This is a genomic window from Methylobacterium sp. E-005 (genome assembly GCF_022829725.1).
Classification (GTDB): domain Bacteria; phylum Pseudomonadota; class Alphaproteobacteria; order Rhizobiales; family Beijerinckiaceae; genus Methylobacterium.
In genome coordinates, this window is record NZ_JAKSYG010000062.1 from 167497 (window position 1) to 188772 (window position 21276).

The window sequence follows — 21276 nt, forward strand, 5'->3', positions numbered from 1 at the left end:
TCAGCCGCGGTAGCAGCGGATCTCGGCCTCGGCCTGGGCGCGCCGCAGTTCCGCGACCTTGTCGTCGAAGATCTTGGTCGACTTGAACTCGTTGGCCCGGTTGCCGATGCCCTGCCGCATCGACAGGACCGTGCTCGCCTGGACGTACTTGTCATAGGGCAGGATGGCGGCGAGCTGGTCGAGGGAGCAGGAGCATTTCTGCAGGCTGTCCCGGGTCTGGCCGTTGGCCGCCATGCAGCCGAACACGTAATCGACCCGCGCATCGGTCGGGTAATCGTTCTCCTCGGCCGCCCAGCCGGCCAGCCCCGACAGGGTCAGGGCGAGGACGGCCAGCGCGCCGCTTTTAGCCAGCCTTGTGGTCATAGTTCAGCTTCTCCTCCAGCAACTCGCCGCCGTCCTTGCTCTTTGAGGACGCCTCGATCGAGACGATCTCGCCGGGGACCGACGGGGCCGTGACGAAGGTATAGGTCATGTCGTCCATGCCGCGCATGCGCTGCGCCAACGCGTCGCCCGCGAAGGGCTTCGTGACCACCTGCCAGCCGTCGACCTCCTTGCCGCCGACGCTGACCTTCGTGGGCGTCACGACGGCCTTGTCGCGCAGGCCCTTGCGGATCGCGAGCTTCAGGTAGCGCGGGTTCGCCTCCAGCACCTTGGCCAGACCGCGCAGGTGGTTTTCCAGGAAGAGCGACACGACAGGGTTGCCGGCCATGTCCTCGAAAGGTCCGGCCGGGACGCGGTTCAGGCCCGAGAACATCGTGACGCTGATGTCCCGCGCATCGGGGTTCTTGCCCGGCTCGACCTTCAGGGTCAGCGTGTCCTCCAACGGCGCACCGAACGGCCCGCCGGAAATGCCGGAGCGGCGCAGGTAATCGTACGTGATCGTCGATCCCGGCGCCGTATTCTTCATCTGCGGCTGATCGAACAGCAGATCGGCCGCCGAGGGCGGCGCTGCTGCGTTGGCCTGGGTGACGGTGGCGGGTTTCGGTGCATCCTCGGCGAAGGCGGGCAGCGCGGCCAGCGTCAGCGCCAGGGCGGTCGTAGCAACACGTCTCACGAGTGGACTTCCTCCTTGAGCGGCGACCGGACGTTGCTGCCGATCGTCCGATAGACGTAATCGGGCGGGTTCTCGGCCGCCTCTTCGACGGCGAGCGCCCGCACCTTGGCGTGGAGCGGCGAGAGCGAGCAGGCGGGATCGGTCGCCGCGGCGTCTCCAGCCAGCGCCAGCGCCTGGCAGCGGCACCCGCCCCAATCCTTCTCCCGCCGGTCGCAGGAGCGGCAGGGCTCCTGCATCCAGTCGGTGCCGCGATAGGCCGTGAAGGCGGGGGAATCGCGCCAGATCTCGCCCAGCGAATGGTCGTTGACGTTCCAGAATTCCAGCCCCGGGATCGTCTCAGCGGCGTGACAGGGCAGAACCTTACCCTGCGGCGTGACGTTCATGAGCTTGCGGCCCCAGCCGCCCGCACAGGCCTTCGGGTACTTCGCGTAGTAATCCGGCACCACCAGGTCGATCACGAGCTGGCCCTTCAGCCGCTCCCGGGCCGCCTCGACGATCCGGATCGATTCGTCCACCTGCGCCTTGTCGGGCATCAAAGCCGCGCGATTGACGAAGGCCCACCCGTAATACTGCGTGTGCGCCACTTCGAGCCGCTTGGCGCCCATCTTGACCGCCAGATCGATGAAGCCCGAAACCTCGTGGATGTTGCCGCGATGGATGACGGAATTCAGCGTCAACGGCAGTCCGAGCTCCACCACCTTGGCGGCGAATTCGAATTTCTGCGGCTGCGCGTTCTTCAACCCGCCGATCTTCTCGGCGTTCTGCGCATCGACGCCCTGCACCGAAAGCTGCACGTGGTCGAGCCCAACATCGTAGAGCGCCTGGAGCTTGCCCAGGGCCCCGCCGACGCCCGACGTGATCAGGTTCGAGTAGAGGCCGAGATCCGCGCAGGTCTTGGTGATCTCGACGATGTCGTTGCGCGCCGTCGGCTCGCCGCCGGACAGGTGGACGTGCAACACGCCGAGGCCGGCGGCCTCGGTGAGGATGCGCTGCCACGTCGCCGTGTCGAGCTCGCCGGAGCGGCGGTCGAGCTCCAGCGGGTTCGAGCAATAGGGGCAGCGCAGCGGGCAGCGATGGGTCAGCTCGGCGAGCAGCCCCACCGGCGCCGGCGCCTCGGGCCGGTTCGGCGTGACGGCGTTCATCGCTCCAACACTCGCTTCTCGGCCAACCCGTCGAGCATCACCAGGATGTCCGCCTCGATGGCTCGGGGATCGGCCGCGTAGGTCTTGCCCAGCTCATCGGCGATCGCCGCCACGCTGCGGCTGCCATCGACCAGCTTGAGGACCGCCACGGCGTTGTCGTCGAGGTCGAAGGTGCGCTCGGGGGCGAGCAAAACGTACTTGCCGCGGGTCTCGTCGTTGCGCAGCCGCACGCCCCGGGGCAGCCGCGGACGATCCTCGGCCACCATCTTGCGGCTACCGCCCGCCGCCTGGTCCGGCGCGGTTTCCGCGATGAGACCTTCGCCCGGACGCCAAGAATCCGGCGGGATCATGCCCGGCGCCACATAGGCGAAGTACAGGGCGTCGAGTTGCGTCCAGAGGACGTTGCACTTGAAGATCAGCGCGGCCATCGCCTGACGCTGCAGCTCCGGCGTCGTGGCGTGCTGCTTCACGTAGTCCAGGGCAAAATCGGCATCCCGGGGCGCCTGGGTGAGGCGCTTGTCGAAATAGGCCAGCGTGTCCTTGGTGATGAAGTCGTAGTTCTTCAGCATCCCGGCGACGCGCTCAGAAATGATCGTCGGCGAAAACATCTCCGTGAGCGACGAGGCGATCGCCTCCAGCAGCGTCCGTTCGGAGACGAAGTGTACGTAGGCTTCCACCGAAAACTTGGTCGCCGACAGGATACCGCGGGTCGAGAGCACGTAGTCCCGATCGAAGCCGACACCCTCGGCGAGCTTCAGCCAGCGCTCGATGCCGCCGTCGCCCTCGTGATCGCCATCATGGTCGACGATGCGCTGGCGCCAGATCCGGCGCAGGGACGCATCGGTCATCCGGGCGAGCACCGCTGCGTCCTTCACCGGGATCATGGCCTGATAGTAGTAGCGGTTCAGCGCCCAGGCCCGGACCTGATCCTTCGACAGCTTGCCGTCGTGCAGGAGCCGGTGGAACGGGTGCAGGTTGTGATAGCGGCGCGCGCCGATGTCGCGCAACGCCGCCTCCATCTCCTCGGGGCTCAGGAGGCGCTGGCTCTCGGCGGCATCGGGGGTCGGGAAGACTGCGTTCATGGCGTGTCCGGCGTCCGTTCTCGGGTCGCGTTTCCTGTGTCGTCCCGCCCTCGGCAACGGGGCGAAAATCGTGTGTCAGAGACGATATAGTGCCAGTGACCTGCCGGCCCAACCTCTGGTCCCGGCCGAGCACCCCGCCTGGATCGCTGGGACCTGCGGCAAAGGGCGCAGGCTCTACAGAGACAGGCTCAGCCCGTCATGCGCCACCGTCCACCCGGCCGCCTCGACATCCGCCCGCTCCGGGGATCCCTCGACCAGCACCGGATTGGTGTTGTTGATGTGGACGAAGACTCGCCGCCCCATCTCGGTCGTCGCCAGGGCGTCGATCGAACCGTTCTCACCGCGCATCGGCACGTGGCCCATGCGCCAGCCGGTCTTCGTCCCGACGCCCGCGCGGATCATGTCGTCGTCGTGCAGGACGGTGCCGTCGAACAGCAGCGCGTCCACCCCGGCGATGCGCGCCCGCAATCCGTCGGTTACCCGGGCACAACCGGGGATATAAGCGAGGCGCCGACCGCCGGCCTCGACCAGCGCGCCGACCGTGGTCTCGGTCTCGGCGCCGATCTCCATGGTCTCGTCCTCGAGCCAGAGCGGCACCTTGCCGGGGACCGGGAAGAGGGTAACCGACAGGCCGGGCAACGGCTCGAACGGCGTGTCCATTCCGATCGCCTGACGCGCCACGACGCCCTCCGCCATGACGTCGAACACGCGGTTGGCGTTCACTGAGTCGAGGATGCCGCGCGTGCCGTAGAGCGTGTAGGGTTGACCCTCGCGCAGGGTCAGCAGACCCGCGACGTGATCGACGTCACCGTTGGTCAGGAGAACGGCGCGGATCGGCGAGTGGCGCAGGCCCTCGCGCGGGTGCATGTCTTGATTGTCGAAGAGCTGTTGCCGGATATCCGGCGAGGCGTTGATCAGCAGCCAATCCGACCCGTCCGCGGAAACCGCGATGCTCGACTGGGTCCGGGGCCGCACCCGGTCCGGCTCGGACCGCGCCAGCGTGCAGATGGGGCAGCGGCAATTCCATTGGGGAAGGCCGCCGCCGGCCGCGGAACCGAGGATCACGACGCGCATGGTGCGGCTCCCGAGATCCCCGGCCCGAAAAACTCAGTTGAAGGTGTCGATCTCGGCCGACTCGTAGCTCGTCACTTCCATGCCGACGCAGATCTCGGACACAACGGGGGCAGCCCACTTCATGGTGTTTCTCCTTGGCGGTATCCTCACCGAGCGTCACGCGGATCCTAAGAAGACCCTAAGACACTGATGGCGCTCTCGTTTTTAGGCGCGGCACCGGTATCGACGATTCAGCGGCGCGCTTCAAGCACCAAATTGCCGGATCCTCCCAAATTTTTCGTGAGACCGGCCCTAAATATCCGGAAACCATTGGGAAACGTCAGCACCTAAGACTTAAGTACAGTCGCTCATTGCCGAAAATCGGGTCCGCGCAACTCCAGCATGAAGCCCTTGCCGCGCACTGTCGTCAGTGCAGGACCGCCATACCGCACGAAGTCCGCCATCTTCGAACGCAGATAGCCGATGTAGACGTCGACCACATTGAGCGAGAGACCGCCCTGGCTGGCCCAGAGCCGGTCGAAGATGTCGGCCCGGGAGACCGGCTTGCCGATACTTTCCATCAGCATAGCGAGCAGGTCGGCCTCGCGGGGGGTGAGCCTGGCGCTGGCCTCGCCGCAGCTGGCCTGCCGGGTGTCGAGGTCGAGGTTCAGCCGGCCCGCGGTGATCCGCGAGCGCGGCGCCTCGGCCTGCTCGCGCCGCATCAGGTGGGTGCGCAGGCGCGCCACCAGCTCGTCGAATTCGAACGGCTTGACGATGTAGTCGTCCGCGCCGAGGGCCAGACCCTCGGCCCGGTCGCGGATCTCGTCGCGGGCGGAGAGAAACAGGATCGCGCCGGGGTATCCGCCCTCCCGCAGGGAACGGCAGACATCGTGGCCTGACCCGTCCGGCAGGTTGATATCGAGGAGAACAGCGCCGGGGGCGGGATCGTGCGCGGCCTTCAGGGCCTCGTCGACGCAGGCCGCGGTGCCGACCTCGAAGCCCTCGGCCTCCAGGCCGCGGGCCAGCAGGCCGCGGATGTCGATATCGTCCTCGACGATCAGGATCCGCGTCATGCGGCCGGCTCCCTCACCTGTGCGGCGCCGGCCGTGTCCCCGACCGTGCCGGATTCCCATGCCGGATCGAGCGCCGGAATGTCCAGGCTGACGCGGGCGCCGCGCCCGTCCGGTCCGGCACCCAAGCGGATCGTCCCGCCGTGCTGCTCGACGATCCAGCGCGCCAGGGCGAGCCCGATGCCGAAGCCGATCTCGTCGGGCCCCGCGCCGGCGCCGCGCTTGAAGCGCTCGAACAGCTCGGCCTCGGAGGCAGTAAAGCCAGGGCCATCATCCGTGACGGTGATCCGACCCGCCGGGCCTGGGATGGCCGACAGGGCAACCTCCACCCGGGTGAGACCGGTCGCGTGGCGCAGGGCATTGTCCACGAGGCTCTCGACGGTCTGCCGGATCCACTCGCGGTCGGCGACGCATTCGACGTCCTGGGTTCCCGGATCGAGGGTGAGGGCGACCCGGCGGCGGGCGGCCTCCGACGCCATGTTGTCCACCGCCTCCGACAGGACGAGGGCCAGCCCGAGCGGACGCTTGTCGAACGCGATCTCGCCCGTCTCCGACCGGGCGACGCGCAGCAGATCCTCGACCCGCAGCTTCAATCGCTGCGCCCGCTTCTTGATCGTCGCGAAGACCGGTCCCGGATCGGCGCCGCGGGAGGCGCCGCGCAGGGCGAGGTCGCACTCGCCCAGAATCACGGTGAGTGGCGTGCGCAGCTCATGGCTGACATCGGCGAAGAAGCGCCGCCGCGACTGATCCACGGATTCAAGGCGCGCATTGGCGGCGCGCAGATCCGCCGTCCGGGCCGCAACGGTGTCCTCCAGCGCGGCCCGATCGGCGGCGACCCGCGATTCCCGGCGGGCGAGGCGGGCCGCCATGCGGTTGACGTTGGTCATCAGCAGGCCGAGTTCGTCCCGGGTCGCAACGGAGAGGCGGGTATCCAGGGCGCCGTGCCCGATGGCGCTCGCGGCCCGGCGGACCTCCTCGATCCGCGCCAGCGTCGGCCGGGTGACGCCGCGATAGAGGATCGCCAGCAGCACGAGGGCCGCCGTCACGGCTGCCGCCGCGGCCAGGCGCAGGCGTTCGGACAGGGCCCGGGCCTGCTCGGAGCCCAGCGCCATGCTGCGCCGCTCGGCCTCGATCAGGAAGGAAAGTGGCTGGCCCGTCATGGCGCCGAAGCCGTTGAGCGCGCCCTTGATCGAATCCTGGCGCTTCTCAGGGTCCGATTGACGGCTGATCAGCGCCACCTGCCGATCGAGGACGGCGCGGGCGGCGCGCAGAGCAGCCATCGGTCGCGTCCGCGCAGCGTACTGCATCCGGTCCGCGGGATCGTCGCTCGGCGGGAAGCTCCTGGCCAGGGCCTCGTCGACGGTCATGAGGGCGCGATCGGCGTTGTCGCGGGCGATGGCCATCGCCTCGGGCTGTCCGTCGGGATTGCCGACGGTCTCGACAGCGGCCAAGCCGAACTGCGTGAGGCGGCCGGACAGTTCGGCGAGCAGTTCCAGCCGCCGCTGTGCTTCGAGCGTCCGGTCGACCGTCCGCTCCGCCGCGCCGATCGCCGCGAGCGCCGCGGCGGCGGCGAGCATCACAACGATGGCGGTGCCGCCCAGAAGCAGGGCGAAGCGGATCTTCAGCGAGCGCATGGAGCCGCCCTTGAACCAGGGCTCAGCATGTCACTGTCGCGCCGGAGAACCAAGGCGCGGTCACAAATCCTTCGGGGCGCTGCCCTTGGCTGCGCAGCGCCAGCGCTCGACATGCCACTCGGGATGGGAAGCCTGCCACGTCGCCAAAGCGCTCTGGGAGTTGCGCAGGCACACGAACGGGTTCGATTTCTCGAACGACATCTCGATCCTGTCCTCGCGGCAGGTCGAGGGCTGGGCGACGAGGCAGATCGACAGCAGCAACAGCATGGGCGCGTTCCCGGGGTGCCAGCCTCGTTCGGGCCAGCTTGAACGGGAGCATAGGACGCGTTCACGTCCCTTGCCCAGCCGTCCCTGGCCCTGGCGGCGTCAGGCCGCGGCCCAGATCTCACCCTTGGCGATGGTGGCGAGATCACCCGAATAGCGCCGCAGGGGCCGGTCGAGCAGAGCGGCGTGCTCCGGGCTGAGGCCGCGGAGGGCCTTGGCCAGGAGCCGCAGGAACACGAGATCGTGCGTGCCGGTCTCCACGAAGGTCTCGGCCATCCGGCCGTGGGTGCCCAGGAGAAGTGTCCCACGGCGCATGCCGAGGCCCGGATGATCGCCGACCGATAGGGCTGCCACGGTGCCGGCAATCATGCGCGAGCCCGCGAGGGCACCCGCGCGTCCGGCCAGGATCGTCCCGCGCCGCATCCGGTCGCCAAGATGCGCACCCGCCGTGCCGCGGATGATCAGAGTCGCCCCGTCGAGCCCAACCTTGGCGGCGTAGACCGCGCCGCCGGCATAATCGCCGGCATCGCCCGCGATGGTGATCGTGCCGCCGGTGGCGCCGGAGGCCGCGTAGGGGCCGGCATTTCCGCTGACCGTCAGGCTGCCACCCACCATGCCGGCGCCGAGGCGCTGGCCGACATCGCCGGTCACCCGGATCGTCCCGTCCGACAGGGAGGCGCCGACGCGATCCAGGCGCTCATGGCCGCCCTCGATGGTCAGGGTGTCCGACCCGTCGAGCGTCACAGAGAAACACTCGCCCAGGCGCACTCCCGTCCGGGTTGTGCCGACCTCCAGGCGCTCGGCCTCACCTTGCGAGAGGCCCTTCAGTGCCAGGGGATTGATGTTCAGAAAATCCAGCCGCTCGGGCGGCGCTTGGCGCAGGGTGAGGGTGCTCACGGCTCAGCCCTCCGTCTTGGCGTCGTCGCGCGCGAGCAGGTCGCGCAGATGGTAGTGGTGGCGGCCGAGATTGCCGCCGTAATTGCCGGCCGTCACGGCGATCAGCCCGTGCTTGCCGCCGATCTCGGTCGCCGCGTGCAAGCCGGCTCGCATCGAGTCCGACACGCCCTGCGAGGTGAGGGCATCGATCACGATCTCCAGCACCACGCCGCATTCCGCCGGCAGGGCCGAGCCGGCGCGGCCTTTCAGGGTCGGGCAGTAGGCGTCGTTGGTGGAAGCCATCATGCCCTTGGTCCGCCCGCCGACCTTCGATCCGGATCGCACGATGCCACCGGGGAAGGGCAGGATCGCGCCCGGCACCGCCTTGGCAGCCTCCACCGCGACCTCGGCGACCTTCAGCGTCTCGGCATGGGTCCGGCCGAGGAACAGCAGGTTGCCGCCGCCGACCGCACCATCGACGGCCCGGACCGAATCCTCGCAGAGGAACTCGCCGTCCATGACCGGGATGCGCCAGTAGCGCCGCACCTTGCCAGACGCGTCGGGCAGGCGCTTGGCGATCGCGAACCCGTCACCGAAGTAGCGGATCGCGCCGCCGAGCTTGATCTTGTGCGGTCCCTCGACGCCCGCGTAGCAGGCGGTGCCCGGGCAGGTGAGGATGCACTGGCCCACGCGTTTGATCAGCTGATCCTTGAGCCCGTTCGGCTCGAAGCCGAACAGCAGGATGCGCACGCCCGGCCGCCCATCCGGCGTTTCCTCCGGCGACAGCTCGGCGTCGATCCCGGCCTCGGCGCCGCAGCCGATCACCGAGGTGGCGAAGCCCGTCATCGTGGTGGCGGCGATCATCGCCCATTTGGCGGTGTCGTTCGTGACGACGATGGCCGTGCCGGCCACGTCGAACGCCTCCGCGAAGGTGTCGATCACCCGGATGCCGTTGAGGGAGAGATCAGACATCGTACGTCCCGCAGCTCGCCCCGCTGATCACGCCCGACATGGCACCGCCTCGAAAGTCTCCATGCCCTCACCGAACGCGGCATCGGGCACCGCGAAGCTGTCGAGGCCCTCGCCGAACCGCTCCGTCAGGTACGTGTCGGCGCGCTTTGCCATGGCCCTGTCGGACTCGACGGTGAGCGAGAGCGTGCGCCCGGAGCGCCATTCCACCACCTCGCCATCCTCGACGATCGGCATCCCGTCCTTGAGGACGAGCTTGGCCGCGGTGAACATCGCGGTGCGGTTGGCGTCGTCCCGGTAGACCGCCACGTCCGCCCGTGCCCCGGCCCGCAGATGGCCGCGGTCCGAAAGCCCCAGCAGCTTGGCCGGTCCGGATCGGGTCAGCTGTGCGATCTCCGAGAGCGTGTATTCCCGCTCCAGCCCCGGCAGGCCCGAGCGCTCTCCGACGATCTTGGGCAGGGTCGCGATCTCGCGGTCGCGCTCGGACTTGTCCATCAGCAGGTGGATGATGCGCGGGTACTGGGTGAACGGGCCGCCATTCGGATGGTCGGTGGTCAGGATCGTCCGCTCGGGGTCGGTGGAGAGCAGCATGATCTCCAGGCCGATCGCCCATTGCAGCGAGCTGGTCGGTCCCTTGGGCCGATACAGGAACGGCACCACGCCGCCGCCCTCGGCATCGCCCGCGTTCAGCACCCACTTCTTCGGGTTGGCGCCCTTCCGCCCCGCGAACTGGCGCAGGATGTCGAGGGAGACTGTCACGGTCTGGCCGAACACGACCTGCCCGATATCGAGGGTCGCGTTCGGATTGTCGGTGATCGCCTGCGCGATCCGCTCGGCGGCCGAGCGGAAGCCGCCGGTGCCGGGATTGGCCGGATCGACCGCGCCGTAGGCGTAGAACTGCGCATGCGCGAAGTGGATGCGCCGCCCCTCCGCCGCGTCGAGCGTCGCCATGAAGCTGTCGTCGGCGCCCGGCAGGCCCAGATTGTTGCAGTGGACGTGCAGCGGGTGCGGGACGCCGATCTCCTCGACCGCGTCGAGGAGCGAGCCCATGATCTGCCGCGTCGAGAGACCGTAGCAGGGGATTTCGTCGTCGAGCGACAGGCGGAGCGCGCCATCCTTGAAGGCCGAGGCGCCGCCCGCGTTGATGCATTTCACGCCGAGGCCGCGCGACTGCGCCACCGACAGGCTGACGAGGTCGCGCACGGCGTTGCCGCCCTGGCGCTCGCGCAGCAGCTGCAGGAGCTGATCGTCGTTGCCCATCACGGTGAGCGCACCGCGGTCGAGCAGCGGGATGTCGGCGAGTTCGAGCTGCGTGGCGAGCGCATGGGTCGGCGGCATCGCGGGCTCGACCGCCGTGGTGTAGCCCATCCGCGCGTAGGTGGATCCGATCCAGGCCGCGGCCCCGCCGGCATGCGCGAAGGGATGGCCCTCGGGCGCCGCCTCGCTCACATAGAGATCGGGCAGGAGCAGCCGCGAGGTGATCACGTTGCCGCCCGCGATGTGCGAATGCACCTCGACGCCGCCGGCCATCACCACGCAGCCCGCCGCGTCGATGACCTGGTCGGGCTCGCGACCCGGCGGGTCGATCACCCTTCCGTCCTCGATCCAGACATCCCCGACGGAATTGCGGGACGCGGTCGGATCGACGACGCGCCCGCCCCGGATCACGCTCAGCATGCGGGTTCACTCCTCGACGCGGTCTGGCCGGAGATCAGGCGCTCCTTCAGGGCGCCGAGGATCGATGCGGCCGACGGCAGATCCGTGGGCGCCGAGGCCGGCCAATAGGTCAGCGCGGCGCGCGGCTCGTTCCACAGCACGCCGCCATGGTCGCGGCCGGGCTGGCCGACCGCGATGACAATCTCGCCAGCCTTGGCTTCGCCGTCCGCGACCAGTGCCACGGACGGAACCGCCGAAAGCCAGTCCGGGCGCGCCACCGGCACGGAGGCGAGCCAGAGCACGGCGTCGGCCTCGCCGGCGGCGACCTGCCGGGCGGCGTCGAAGCGCCAGGGGTCATGTTCGGGCACGCGGCGGCCGAAGCCGCTGCGCGGCGCCTGACCGGTCATCCAGGCCGAGACGGGCACCACGGCCCGGTCCTGCCCGACGCCGCCGGTGGCGAGGGTGAAGCAGCGCGTCGTCTCGCTGAGCTCCATGGCGAGGCCCTGGAGCATCTCGATGCCGGCCTCGCCGAGCTCGGCGGGATCGTAAAGTAGAACGCCATACTGGGCGGCGGCGAGTCGGGCCGCGATCTGCCCGGGCAGGGCGTCGCCGGCCAGATGGCCGCGGGCATAGGCACGCAACACGCCGACGGCTTCCGTCAGACCGCCAGCGGCGGGCCAAGCCAGCGCCGCGGTGGCGTTCGCGCCGACAGCCAGGAGCGCGCGATCCGATCCCGCAGCGCGGCCGCGGGTCGGCTTCGTATCGATCAGGCGCTTCATCAACGGCGCCTGCCAGGGGGCGGCGCCCACCACCAGCACCGCGTCGGCGCGTCCGACCGCCTCGGCCGGCGTCGACGTCAGGGCGCCGACCCGGCTCAGTGCCCCCAATTCGGCATAGGTACCGGCCGAACCGGCGGTATCGACGGAGGCGCCGATGCGCCCCGCGAGATCATAGGCCGCGCGGATCGCCGCGACGTCGGCGCTCAGGCCGGCGATCACCGGCGCGCGCGCCTTGGCGAGGAGGGATGCGGCCGCCTCGATGGCGGTGCCCGCGTCCGTCGCGCCACCCTTCACCCAGGCTGCCATGCTCCCTCACGCACCGTTCTTGTCTCGTGTTTCGGAGCGGGCGACGGCCGTAAGACCGGACGAAGCGAGCCACCCCGAAACAGGGTTCCCGCAGTGTCGGAATGGCGCGTCCGCCCGTCAAGTTCCGGGCAGACGGCAAACTCGGCACGCCGTCGCAGGGCCTAGGTTTGCATTCATCGGCCCATCGCGGCAAGGGGGTCCGGTGGGATTGCCGGCCCGGAAACGGACTTCGGACCATCCGCTCGCAGGGTTCGGCGATGGGTGGCGGATGCGTCGCGCGCTCCTGGGCTGTCCATTTTTTGAGGTTCCTAAAGCGATTGCGGAACCAGATCGGGCACCCCAGCACGTCTACACGCCGCGCATGCGGCGCCTCGAGCCCGCGTTCAGGACAGCGCGCACCAGACGAACCAGAGATCCGACGTTGCCGTTGCCCCAGTCCCGGGCCGCGTGTGAAAAGCGCGCCGGACAGGCGGGATTCGAGGGGTTGTTGGTGGCCGAGGTGCCCGAGCGGAACGAAGCGGCTGCGGATGGCACGGTGCGGGTCGAGGCATCGGCACGGCTGCATTTCGGCTTCCTGGACCTGCACGGCGGGCTCGGTCGCCGGTTCGGCAGCATCGGCCTCGCCATCGACGAACCGTCCCTGATCCTGACAGCCCGGCGGGCGACGCATCTCGCCGTCGCGGGGCAAGAGGCCGACCGCGTGCGCGGCTATGCCGAGGCGGCGGCATCCCATCTCGGCTGCGGCACCGGCGTCGCCATCGCGGTGGAGCGTGCGATCCCGGCCCATGCCGGCTTCGGCTCCGGCACGCAGCTCGGTCTGGCGGTGGCGGCCGCCATGGCGCGCCTGAACGGAGCCCCCTTCGCGGCCGACGCCTTCGCGGCGACCCTCGATCGCGGCAACCGATCGGGCGTCGGCCTGTGCGCCTTCACGGAGGGCGGACTGATCGTCGATGGCGGGCGCGGGCCTGACGGGGGACCACCGCCGGTCATCGCGCGCCTGCCCTATCCCGAAGACTGGCGGATCGTCCTGATCGTCGATCCCGAGAGGGCCGGCGTCCACGGCGTGCCCGAGGTCGAGGCCTTCCGCGATCTGCCGCGTTTCCCCGAGGCGCAGGCCGCCGAGATCTGCCGAATCACGCTGATGCAGGTTCTGCCTTCGATCACCCTTGCGGAGCCGCAGGGTTTCGGCGCCGGGATCACCCGGATCCAGGCCCTGATCGGCGATCATTTCGCGCCCCACCAGGGCGGCCGATATGCGAGCGCCGCGGTGGCCGAGGTCCTCGCGAACGTCGCCGCGCGGGGCGTGCCGGGCTACGGCCAATCCTCCTGGGGGCCGACCGGATTCGTACTGATGCCCTCGGAGGCCGACGCCCGCACGCTGGTCGCCGATCTCGACCGGGGCGGACCGCTCCGCTTCATCATCGCCCGTGGCCGCAACCATGGCGCTTCGGTAACCGGTCCGACTTGACCAGCCCGTCCCGGGCTTGACCCGGAACACCGCTCCGGGTTTGGACGATGGTGATGCGCATCGGTCGCGCACCGTACGGGGAAGCCATGGCCCGCTCGATCCTCCATATGCTGACGCCGCTCCGGCACATGAGCCCGTTCGACGTGAACATGGCCGTGGATGCCGGCTTCGAGACGGTGGTGACCTACACGGAGGTCAGCCTCGCCGACGTGGTCTCGTTGACCCAGGATTCGATCTTTTCGCGGTCTCCGGCGGACGGGACCCGGACCGGCATCTTCATCGGCGGCAAGAACGCCGAGGATGCCCTCGACATGGTCGATCGCGCCAAGAAGGCCTTCGTGCCGCCCTTCGTGAACCACGTCTTCGCCGATCCGGCGGGCTCGTTCACCACCGGCGCCGCCATGGTGGCGCAGGTCTCCCGGGCGCTCCGGCAGACGTTCAACACCGACCTCCAGGGCAAGCGGATCGTGATCTTCGGCGGGGCCGGCGTCGTGGCCTACGTGGCGGCGGTGATCGGAGCGCTTCAGGGCGCGACCACGGTGCTGGTCGGCCATGACGGCGAGGAGCGCGTCTCGAAGATCGCCTTCACGATGAAGTGGCGCTTCGGTATCGAAGTCGGCGCCGTCGACGGCACCACGCCAGAGGATCGCCGCGTCGCCATCCGGGACGCCGACGTGATCCTCTCGGCTGGCCCCGCCGGCATCCCGATCCTCACGGCCGAGGATCTGCAATCGGCGCCGAAGCTGCTCGTGGCCTCGGACGTCAACGCCGTGCCGCCTGCCGGTATCGCGGGGATCGACGTGAACGCCGTGGACGTGCCCCTGCCCACCGGCAAGGGCGTCGGCATCGGCGCCCTGGCGGTCGGGAACGTGAAGTACCAGACGCAGCGTCGCCTGTTCGATCGGATGCTGGCCTCCGACACGCCGCTGTGCCTCGACTTCCGCGATGCCTACACCCTCGCGGTCGAGATCGCCGGCTGAAGGCGATCCGAGCCCGATCGGGATGGCAGACGCGATCCTGATCGCCACCCAGGCCGGGCGTGCCCTGGCGGAGGCGGCACGGCGCGCCGGCCTGCGGCCCTACGTGGCCGATCTGTTCGGCGATTCCGACACCCTGGCCGCCGCCGAGGCCTACCGTCCGTTGCCGGGCCCCTTCGGCACGGCGCCGGGCGCCGCCGCGACGCTGGCCGCGCTCGCCGACCTCGCGGCGGCGGCCGGGCGACCGATCGGCGTCGTTCTGGGCAGCGGCTTCGAGGACGCGCCCGGGCTCGTTGCGGACCTCGCGCGCCGGCACCGGCTTCTCGGCGCTACCGCAGAGACCATCGCGAGCCTCAAGGATCCGGCCGCCTTCGCCGCCCTCTGCGCACGCCTCGACGTGCCACATCCCCCGGTGTCGAGGGATCCGCCCGATGATCCGTCACGATGGCTCATCAAGCGGATCGGCGGCAGCGGCGGCTCCCATATCCGTGCGGCGAAGGAGTCGGCACCGCCGCCGGGCCACTATCTCCAGGCGCGCGTGCCCGGACGGGCGCATGCCCTCAACTTTCTCGCCGACGGCCGCACGATCCGGATCCTGGCCGTCACGGAGCAATGGTGCGCGCCGACCCCGATCCGGCCCTATCGCTATGCCGGGGCGCTGGTCCGCAGTGCCGCCGAGCCGCCGTCCCTATCACTCGGCTTGGTCGCGGCGATCGCCGAAGCTGCAGCGCGGATCGTGGCCGCGACCGGGCTGATGGGCCTCGCCAGCGCGGACGTTCTGGTCGACGGCGCCGACTGGTGGCTAATGGAGATCAATCCCCGCCCCGGCGCGACGCTCGACATCCTCGACCGCCGCGCGGTGCCGCTGCTCGAAGCCCATATCGCCGCCTGCCTCGGCGCGATGCCGGATTGTGGGCCGAACCCGGTGGGTGCGGCGGCCGCGCAGATCTGTTACGCCGACCGGGAGCTTGCGCCTGTGCCGGACCACGATTGGCCGGACTGCGTGCGCGACCGCCCGCGCCCCGGCTCGGTGGTCCGCCGCGACGCGCCGCTCTGCACGGTGCTGGCCGAAGGCGCAGACCGGGCGGAGGCGCTCGACCTGTTGGAATCGCGAACGGCCCGCCTCCGGGCGGCCCTCGCAGCGCAGAAAACACAGCCCGAGGAAGCCCCGTGATGAGTGCCAGCCCGTCCCATCCCAGCATCAACACGCTCTCCGGTCCGCTGGTCGAGCGTTTCGTGGCGGACGCCGCGACCCTGCGGCTCTCCGTGTCGCAGGCGACGGGCGGCGCCCGGATGGTCGATGCCGGGGCGCAGGCGCGCGGGTCGATCGAGGCCGGGCGGCGCATCGCGGAGATCTGCCTCGGCGGCCTCGGCACCGTCACCATCGCGCCGAGCGGGCCGATCGCGTCCTGGCCCTACTCGGTGACGGTCCACGCCGCCGATCCCGTGCTCGCCTGCCTCGGCAGCCAGTATGCGGGCTGGAGCCTCGCGGACGAGACCGGCGATTCCGGTTTCTTCGCCCTCGGGTCGGGGCCGGGCCGCGCGGTGGCGGTGGTCGAGGACCTGTACCAGGAACTCGGCTACCGCGATTCGGCGACCAGCACGGCGCTGGTGCTGGAGGCGGCCGGCGGCCCGCCCGACAGCGTCGTCGCCAAGGTGGCGGAAGCCACCGGCCTGCGGCCCGAGGACCTGACTTTCATCTTCGCACCGACCCAGAGCCTCGCCGGCTCCACGCAGGTGGTGGCCCGCGTGCTGGAAGTCGCCCTGCACAAGGCCCACACCGTGGGCTTCGATCTGCACGCCATCGTAGACGGGATCGGCTCCGCCCCCCTGTCGCCGCCCCATCCTGACTTCATCAAGGCGATGGGCCGGACCAACGACGCGATCATCTATGGCGGCCGGGTGCAGCTCTTCGTGGATGCCGACGATGCGGACGCCCAGCAACTCGCCGAGCAGCTGCCCTCGACGACGTCGAGCGATCACGGCGCGCCCTTCGCCGACATCTTCGCCCGGGTGAACGGCGATTTCTACAAGATCGATGGCGCGCTGTTCTCCCCGGCGGAGGCGATTGTGACCTCGGTGCGCTCGGGCGCCACCTACCGCGGCGGCCGTCTGGAGCCGACCCTGGTGGAGGCATCCTTCGCCTGAGGGCCTCTCTCCGAGGTTCAACCGTTCGGCAGGACGGCGCTTTTCCCGCCCACGTGCGGGGAGGAGCCGGGGGCGGAGGTGGCGCAGAAGGCACCGCCTCGCCCCATCCTGCACCACCCCACCTCCCCGCAGGGGGAGGCGAGAATGCCGCCGCCATCGGTGTGCAAACCGGGAACGCGCAGGGTTCCGCGCCACCCCGGCGGACAACCTCCTTTCAAGGGCGCCTCACGGGCGAGCCCTTGTCAATCGTTAGGCACCCCATGCGCATCGGGCTCGCCGCCGATAACGGCAACTGGCACAAGAACCGTCTACTCACAGCCCTCCAGGCCAAGGGCGTCGAGCCGGTGCTGTTCTCCCTGGCCGACGTCGCCGTCGTCACGGGCGGCGGCGAGCCATTGCGCGTCCCCGGCTTCCCGGAGGCTTTGCCGGACGGTGTCCTGATGCGCACGATTGCCGGGGGCACCTTCGAGGCCACGACGATGCGGCTCGGGGTGCTGCACGCCCTGGTGGCGGCGGGCGTCACCGTGTGGAACAGCCCGACCGCCACCGAACGCTCGGTCGACAAGGCCGCCACCTCGCTGCTCATCGCCCGGGCCGGCCTGCCGACCCCGGCGACCTGGGTGTTTTCCAAGCGCGAGGCCGCGGCCGACCTCGTCGCTGCAGAAGCCCGGCCCGGGGCGCCGCTTGTGCTCAAGCCGCTGTTCGGCTCGCAGGGGGAGGGACTCGCCCTGATCGAGCGCCCGGAGGATCTACCCGATGAGGAGGCCGTGGCCCGGGTCTACTACCTCCAGCGCTACGTGCCGCGCCGGGACGGGCTGTGGCGCGATTACCGGGTGTTCGTCTGCGACGGGCGGGCGATCGCCGGCATGATCCGTGAGGGCGACGGCTGGATCACCAACGTCCACCGGGGCGGCCGGCCGCTTCCCTGGGCGATGCCGCGCGCCGCTGCTGAGCTCGCCGAGGCTGCGGCCCAGGCGATCGGCGTCGATTATTCCGGCGTCGATCTGGTCGAGGACGGGGAGGGCGGCTTCTCCATCCTGGAGGTCAATTCCATGCCGGCCTGGTCGGGGCTCCAGACGGTGTGTGAGACCGATATCGCGGCCGCCGTGGTTCGAGGCTTCCTCGCCGCGGTACGGGGCGCGAGCCGGCCGCGGCTCGTGGTGGCATGAGCAGGCTGGACCCGGGGCTGATCGGCACGCTCTACCGAGCCGCCTGCCTCGCGGAGCTCGACGCCCTCAAGCCCGGCAACGTCCACGCCTTCGCCCCGGGCCATCGGATGGTCGTGGCCGATTTCGTCACCAGCGCCGAGGTCTCGGCGCCGCCGCTGGCGCGGCCCGGCGCAAGGGTCGGCGAGCGGATCCGCGACGGTGTCGCCGCCACGATGGCGGCCGTGGGCCAGAACACCAACCTCGGCATCCTGCTCCTCTGCGCACCCCTCGCCACCGCAGCCGAGCGGGGCGAGGGGGTCGTGGCGGTGCTCGACACCCTCGATCGCTTGGACGCGGTGGGGGTCTTCGCGGCGATCCGGCTGGCCAATCCTGGCGGCCTCGGCCGGGCGGAACGGCACGATGTCGCCGCCGCGGCCCCCGCCTCCCTCCGCGACGCGATGGCGGAGGCCGCCGATCGCGACCGCATCGCCCGCGCCTACGGGACCGGCTTCGCCGACGTGACGGCGATCGGCCTGCCGGCCCTCACCGAGGCGCGTGTGCGGGGGCTCGACCCATCCTGGTGCACAACCGCGGTGCATCTCGCCTATCTCCGGTCGGTCCCGGACAGCCATATCGCCCGGAAGAGGGGCCACACCGTCGCCGAGGGTCTTCGCCGGGAGGTTGAGTCGACGCTGGCCGGCCTGGACCTCGCCACGCAGCCGGTCGAGCGGCTGCTGGTCCTCGACGCGTCGCTGAAGGCACGCGGCCTGAACCCCGGCACGAGTGCCGATTTCACGGTGACGACCCTGTTCTGGGACGCGCTGAGGGCGGCGGGCGCCGCGCTGACCTGAACCGCGTTCGCGTTCCGGAGTTCCCAGGGTCGGAGGGTAAGAAATTCCTTCGCGGCAGGGCCTTGCGCGGGTTGTGAGCCGCAGGGGCCCGCTGTAGGGTCCGCCGCGCTGTCCGGCCCAACCGGCTCGACCCCTCCGGCTCGGCCGGTGGTCGGGCGCCGATAACAAGGATGGCTTCCCGACCGCGGCGCATGCCCGGCGCGGCGGCTCTAGTTCGGAATCCAGGGAGAGACACCGAATGGCGAAGATCACCAAGGTTCAGGTCGGCGAGGCCCTCGTCGGCGACGGCAACGAGGTCGCCCACATCGACCTCATCATCGGACCGCGCGGTTCGCCCGCCGAGACGGCTTTCTGCAACGGCCTCGTGAACAACAAGCACGGCTTCACCAGCCTGCTCGCGGTCATCGCGCCGAACCTGCCGTGCAAGCCCAACACCCTGATGTTCAACAAGGTCACCATCAACGACGCCCGTCAGGCCGTCCAGATGTTCGGCCCGGCCCAGCACGGCGTTGCCAAGGCCGTCCAGGACGCGGTGGCTGAGGGCATCATCCCGGCGGACGAGGCCGACGACCTGTTCATCCTGGTCGGCGTGTTCATCCACTGGGAGGCGGCCGACGACGCCAAGATCCAGAAGTACAACTACGAGGCGACCAAGCTGTCGATCCAGCGCGCCGTCAACGGCGAGCCGAAGGCTTCGACGGTCACGGAGCAGCGCAACTCGGCGCAGCACCCCTTCGCCGCCAACGCTTAGATCGGGGACGGTCCTGGGCAGAGCGAGCCTCCGCCCGCACCGCGGGGCCTGCTCCAGCGACTGGCTTCGATCTTTCTCGGCCGATAAGTAGGCCTCGGACGGGACGGCGAGAGCCGTCCCGTTTTTCGTTTTCGCTGACTGGCCTGCCCCCATCGGGTGGCCCGGGTTTGAAGTTCGTGCATCGTCGGTCGCGTCACGATGGCAGGCCGAGCGGGCGGCACTGAGCCGCTCGGTTCCGTTGGCCACATGACGACCTCCGGCGCAGGCGGTCAGTAGCCGAGGGATGAGTGTGGCCGGATGCTGTTGTGGTGCGTCCGCCATTGCTCGATCACGACGCTGGCTTCCTTGAGGGTGTAGAACACCTCGCCGTCGAGGAGTTCGTCCCGCAGCTTCGCGTTGAAGCTCACGCAATACCCGTTCTCCCACGGACTGCCCGGCTCGATGTAGGCGGTCTCTGAGTCGACCGCCACGCTCCAGTCTTCGACAGATCGGGCGATGAATTCATGTCCATCGTCTGAGCGGATAGGGCCTGGCACGCCGCGCAGGCTGAATAGATCCGAGAGGACATCGATCACGTCGTGCGCCTTCCGCTTACGAGATACGCGGATGGCCAGGCACTCACGGGTGAACTCATCGAGGACATTCAGCATCCGGGACTTGCGACCGATATACGTCCGGTGCTCGACGAAGTCGTAGGACCAGACGTGGTTGGGTCGCTCCGGCCGCAGGCGCACGCACGAGCCGTCGTTGAGCCAAAGGCGCGCTCGTTTCGGCTGTCGGGCTGGAACCTTCACCCGCTCCCGCCGCTAGATCCGTTCGACCCGCTTCACGTTGACCGTCCAGCCATCGCGACGCAGCAGCCCGGTGATCCGACGGTACCCGTAGCGCCCGTGCCACAGAGCCAGTGCGACGATGGCGGCGGTCAGTGCGGCCTCGTCCTCGACCACCACGGCGCACTTGCGCCGTGTCGTGCGGTGCGGACCGAGAACGCAGCAAGCGAACCGTTCTGACACGCCATGCTCGGCTACGACGTAATCGACACAAGCCCGGCGGCGGGCCGGGCTCGGAAGTTTCCCGAAGCCGCCTCCTTCAGGATGAGCTTCTCCAGCGTCAGGTCCGAGATCACCCGGCGGAGGCGCTGGTTCTCAGTTTCCAGAGACTTCAACCGCTTGACCTGATCTCCCTTCGAGCCGCCGTACTCGGATCGCCAACGATAGTACGTGACCTCCGTCACCTCGTTGGATCGGATTGCCCAGAGACCTTGCGGCCTTGCGAGACCAAGACATCGACTTGGCGCAGCTTGGCGACGATCTCTTCAGCCGTTTGCTTCTTCCGACGCACCATAACATCCTCCACATGGCGCGAAGCCATACCTCAGGGAGGATCACTTTTCAGGGGGCAGGCTAACCCGACAAATCCATCAATCGGCCCACAGATTGATTCGGAGGATGCGAACGCAGACCGCACTGATCCAAAATTTGCCACGTCGAGCATCGTCATAATGGCGCGCCACGTCGAAGGCGTGGGCGGCGTTGCCCCACAACAACATTTGATTACCCGACCAATTACTCTATCCGCGATCGAGCTTTCAGGGACTGTACGGAAAGACAACGTGCAGTGTGTAGGATTGCGGCAGCGAACTGCCGAATCCCGATCGCCTTTCGATGTATCGGGCGGAACCGCGGGGTCCGGCCAAAAAAAAGGGGCCGCCTTTCGGCGACCCCCTTCCGTCGTCTCGCAGGTTGGCGTGGACTTAGAAGTCCATGCCGCCCATGCCGCCGCCGCCCGGCATCGCGGGGGCGCCGCTGTCCTTCTTCGGGGCGTCAGCGACCATCGCCTCGGTGGTCACCAGCAGGCCGGCCACCGAGGCGGCGTCCTGCAGGGCGGTGCGCACCACCTTGGCCGGGTCGACGATGCCGGCCTGGATCATGTCGACATACTCTTCGGTCTGGGCGTTGAAGCCGAAGGTCTCCGAGGAGGTGTTGTCGGTGATCTTGCCGACCACGATCGAACCCTCGACGCCCGCGTTCTGGGCGATCTGGCGGATC

Annotated in this window: 21 protein-coding genes and 1 pseudogene; 7 read left to right on the forward strand and 15 right to left on the reverse strand. The window is 69.4% G+C overall.

Annotated elements, in window-relative coordinates; translation table 11 throughout:
* The 13 genes from MKK88_RS06845 to MKK88_RS06905 all read right to left on the reverse strand — a co-directional run bounded on the left by MKK88_RS06845 (position 1) and on the right by MKK88_RS06905 (position 11885).
* The gene (locus MKK88_RS06845) at positions 1 to 363 is read right to left on the reverse strand and encodes a hypothetical protein (RefSeq protein ID WP_243998166.1); all 363 of its coding nucleotides are present in this window, start codon (positions 361 to 363) and stop codon (positions 1 to 3) included.
* On the reverse strand, positions 344 to 1054 hold the full coding sequence (locus MKK88_RS06850) for a hypothetical protein (protein ID WP_243998168.1): 711 nt from the start codon (positions 1052 to 1054) through the stop codon (positions 344 to 346). The genes MKK88_RS06845 and MKK88_RS06850 overlap by 20 nt, the downstream gene beginning before the upstream one ends.
* On the reverse strand, positions 1051 to 2196 hold the full coding sequence (pqqE, locus tag MKK88_RS06855; protein ID WP_243998169.1) for a pyrroloquinoline quinone biosynthesis protein PqqE: 1146 nt from the start codon (positions 2194 to 2196) through the stop codon (positions 1051 to 1053). The genes MKK88_RS06850 and pqqE overlap by 4 nt, the downstream gene beginning before the upstream one ends.
* Entirely contained in the window at positions 2193 to 3278 is a 1086-nt protein-coding gene (gene pqqC / locus MKK88_RS06860) for a pyrroloquinoline-quinone synthase PqqC (RefSeq protein ID WP_243998172.1), read from the reverse strand. Before pqqC ends, pqqE begins: the two co-directional genes overlap by 4 nt.
* 174 nt (positions 3279 to 3452) lie before the next feature.
* Positions 3453 to 4352: a pyrroloquinoline quinone biosynthesis protein PqqB gene (gene pqqB / locus MKK88_RS06865; RefSeq protein ID WP_243998174.1), complete on the reverse strand. Its 900-nt coding sequence runs from the start codon at positions 4350 to 4352 to the stop codon at positions 3453 to 3455.
* 33 nt (positions 4353 to 4385) lie between these two features.
* The gene (gene pqqA, locus MKK88_RS06870) at positions 4386 to 4475 is read right to left on the reverse strand and encodes a pyrroloquinoline quinone precursor peptide PqqA (RefSeq protein WP_007564431.1); all 90 of its coding nucleotides are present in this window, start codon (positions 4473 to 4475) and stop codon (positions 4386 to 4388) included.
* A 224-nt stretch (positions 4476 to 4699) separates the two neighbouring features.
* A complete protein-coding gene (locus MKK88_RS06875) occupies positions 4700 to 5404 on the reverse strand; it encodes a response regulator transcription factor (protein WP_243998176.1) in 705 nt (234 codons plus the stop codon).
* Positions 5401 to 7035, reverse strand: coding sequence for a sensor histidine kinase (locus MKK88_RS06880; protein ID WP_243998178.1), 1635 nt, complete (start codon positions 7033 to 7035; stop codon positions 5401 to 5403). Before MKK88_RS06880 ends, MKK88_RS06875 begins: the two co-directional genes overlap by 4 nt.
* Positions 7036 to 7095: 60 nt before the next feature.
* Positions 7096 to 7302, reverse strand: a complete 207-nt coding sequence (locus tag MKK88_RS06885; protein WP_243998180.1) for a hypothetical protein — start codon at positions 7300 to 7302, stop codon at positions 7096 to 7098.
* A 99-nt stretch (positions 7303 to 7401) separates the two neighbouring features.
* On the reverse strand, positions 7402 to 8196 hold the full coding sequence (locus tag MKK88_RS06890) for a formylmethanofuran dehydrogenase subunit C (RefSeq protein ID WP_243998182.1): 795 nt from the start codon (positions 8194 to 8196) through the stop codon (positions 7402 to 7404).
* Between the two features lie 3 nt (positions 8197 to 8199).
* Positions 8200 to 9147 carry a formylmethanofuran--tetrahydromethanopterin N-formyltransferase gene (fhcD, locus tag MKK88_RS06895; RefSeq protein ID WP_243998184.1) on the reverse strand — a complete coding sequence of 316 codons (948 nt, stop codon included), beginning with the start codon at positions 9145 to 9147 and terminating at the stop codon, positions 8200 to 8202.
* Positions 9148 to 9174: 27 nt separating this feature from the next.
* Positions 9175 to 10821 carry a formylmethanofuran dehydrogenase subunit A gene (locus MKK88_RS06900; protein ID WP_243998186.1) on the reverse strand — a complete coding sequence of 549 codons (1647 nt, stop codon included), beginning with the start codon at positions 10819 to 10821 and terminating at the stop codon, positions 9175 to 9177.
* Entirely contained in the window at positions 10815 to 11885 is a 1071-nt protein-coding gene (locus MKK88_RS06905; RefSeq protein WP_243998188.1) for a formyltransferase, read from the reverse strand. Before MKK88_RS06905 ends, MKK88_RS06900 begins: the two co-directional genes overlap by 7 nt.
* Positions 11886 to 12375: 490 nt before the next feature.
* Here MKK88_RS06905 and MKK88_RS06910 point away from each other — a divergent pair, with 490 nt between their 5' ends.
* From MKK88_RS06910 to fae, 7 genes are all read left to right on the forward strand, one after another.
* Positions 12376 to 13353 carry a beta-ribofuranosylaminobenzene 5'-phosphate synthase family protein gene (locus MKK88_RS06910; protein ID WP_243998190.1) on the forward strand — a complete coding sequence of 326 codons (978 nt, stop codon included), beginning with the start codon at positions 12376 to 12378 and terminating at the stop codon, positions 13351 to 13353.
* A gap of 86 nt (positions 13354 to 13439) precedes the next feature.
* Positions 13440 to 14333 (forward strand): NAD(P)-dependent methylenetetrahydromethanopterin dehydrogenase, encoded by an 894-nt coding sequence (locus MKK88_RS06915; protein WP_243998221.1) that lies wholly within the window; start codon positions 13440 to 13442, stop codon positions 14331 to 14333.
* A 22-nt stretch (positions 14334 to 14355) separates the two neighbouring features.
* Entirely contained in the window at positions 14356 to 15504 is a 1149-nt protein-coding gene (locus MKK88_RS06920; RefSeq protein ID WP_243998192.1) for an ATP-grasp domain-containing protein, read from the forward strand.
* Entirely contained in the window at positions 15504 to 16478 is a 975-nt protein-coding gene (gene mch / locus MKK88_RS06925) for a methenyltetrahydromethanopterin cyclohydrolase (RefSeq protein ID WP_243998194.1), read from the forward strand. The genes MKK88_RS06920 and mch overlap by 1 nt, the downstream gene beginning before the upstream one ends.
* A gap of 260 nt (positions 16479 to 16738) precedes the next feature.
* Positions 16739 to 17647, forward strand: a complete 909-nt coding sequence (locus MKK88_RS06930) for a RimK family alpha-L-glutamate ligase (RefSeq protein ID WP_243998196.1) — start codon at positions 16739 to 16741, stop codon at positions 17645 to 17647.
* The gene (locus tag MKK88_RS06935) at positions 17644 to 18477 is read left to right on the forward strand and encodes a triphosphoribosyl-dephospho-CoA synthase (protein ID WP_243998198.1); all 834 of its coding nucleotides are present in this window, start codon (positions 17644 to 17646) and stop codon (positions 18475 to 18477) included. Before MKK88_RS06930 ends, MKK88_RS06935 begins: the two co-directional genes overlap by 4 nt.
* A gap of 238 nt (positions 18478 to 18715) precedes the next feature.
* Positions 18716 to 19228 carry a 5,6,7,8-tetrahydromethanopterin hydro-lyase gene (gene fae / locus MKK88_RS06940; RefSeq protein ID WP_091713492.1) on the forward strand — a complete coding sequence of 171 codons (513 nt, stop codon included), beginning with the start codon at positions 18716 to 18718 and terminating at the stop codon, positions 19226 to 19228.
* 176 nt (positions 19229 to 19404) lie between these two features.
* Here the strand turns inward: fae and MKK88_RS06945 are convergent.
* Together MKK88_RS06945 and MKK88_RS06950 are read right to left on the reverse strand one after the other, a co-directional pair.
* A pseudogene (locus MKK88_RS06945) lies at positions 19405 to 20569 on the reverse strand (IS3 family transposase); the annotation flags it as partial.
* 412 nt (positions 20570 to 20981) lie between these two features.
* On the reverse strand, positions 20982 to 21276 hold a 295-nt coding region (locus MKK88_RS06950; RefSeq protein ID WP_279602100.1), incomplete at its 5' end, for a TCP-1/cpn60 chaperonin family protein.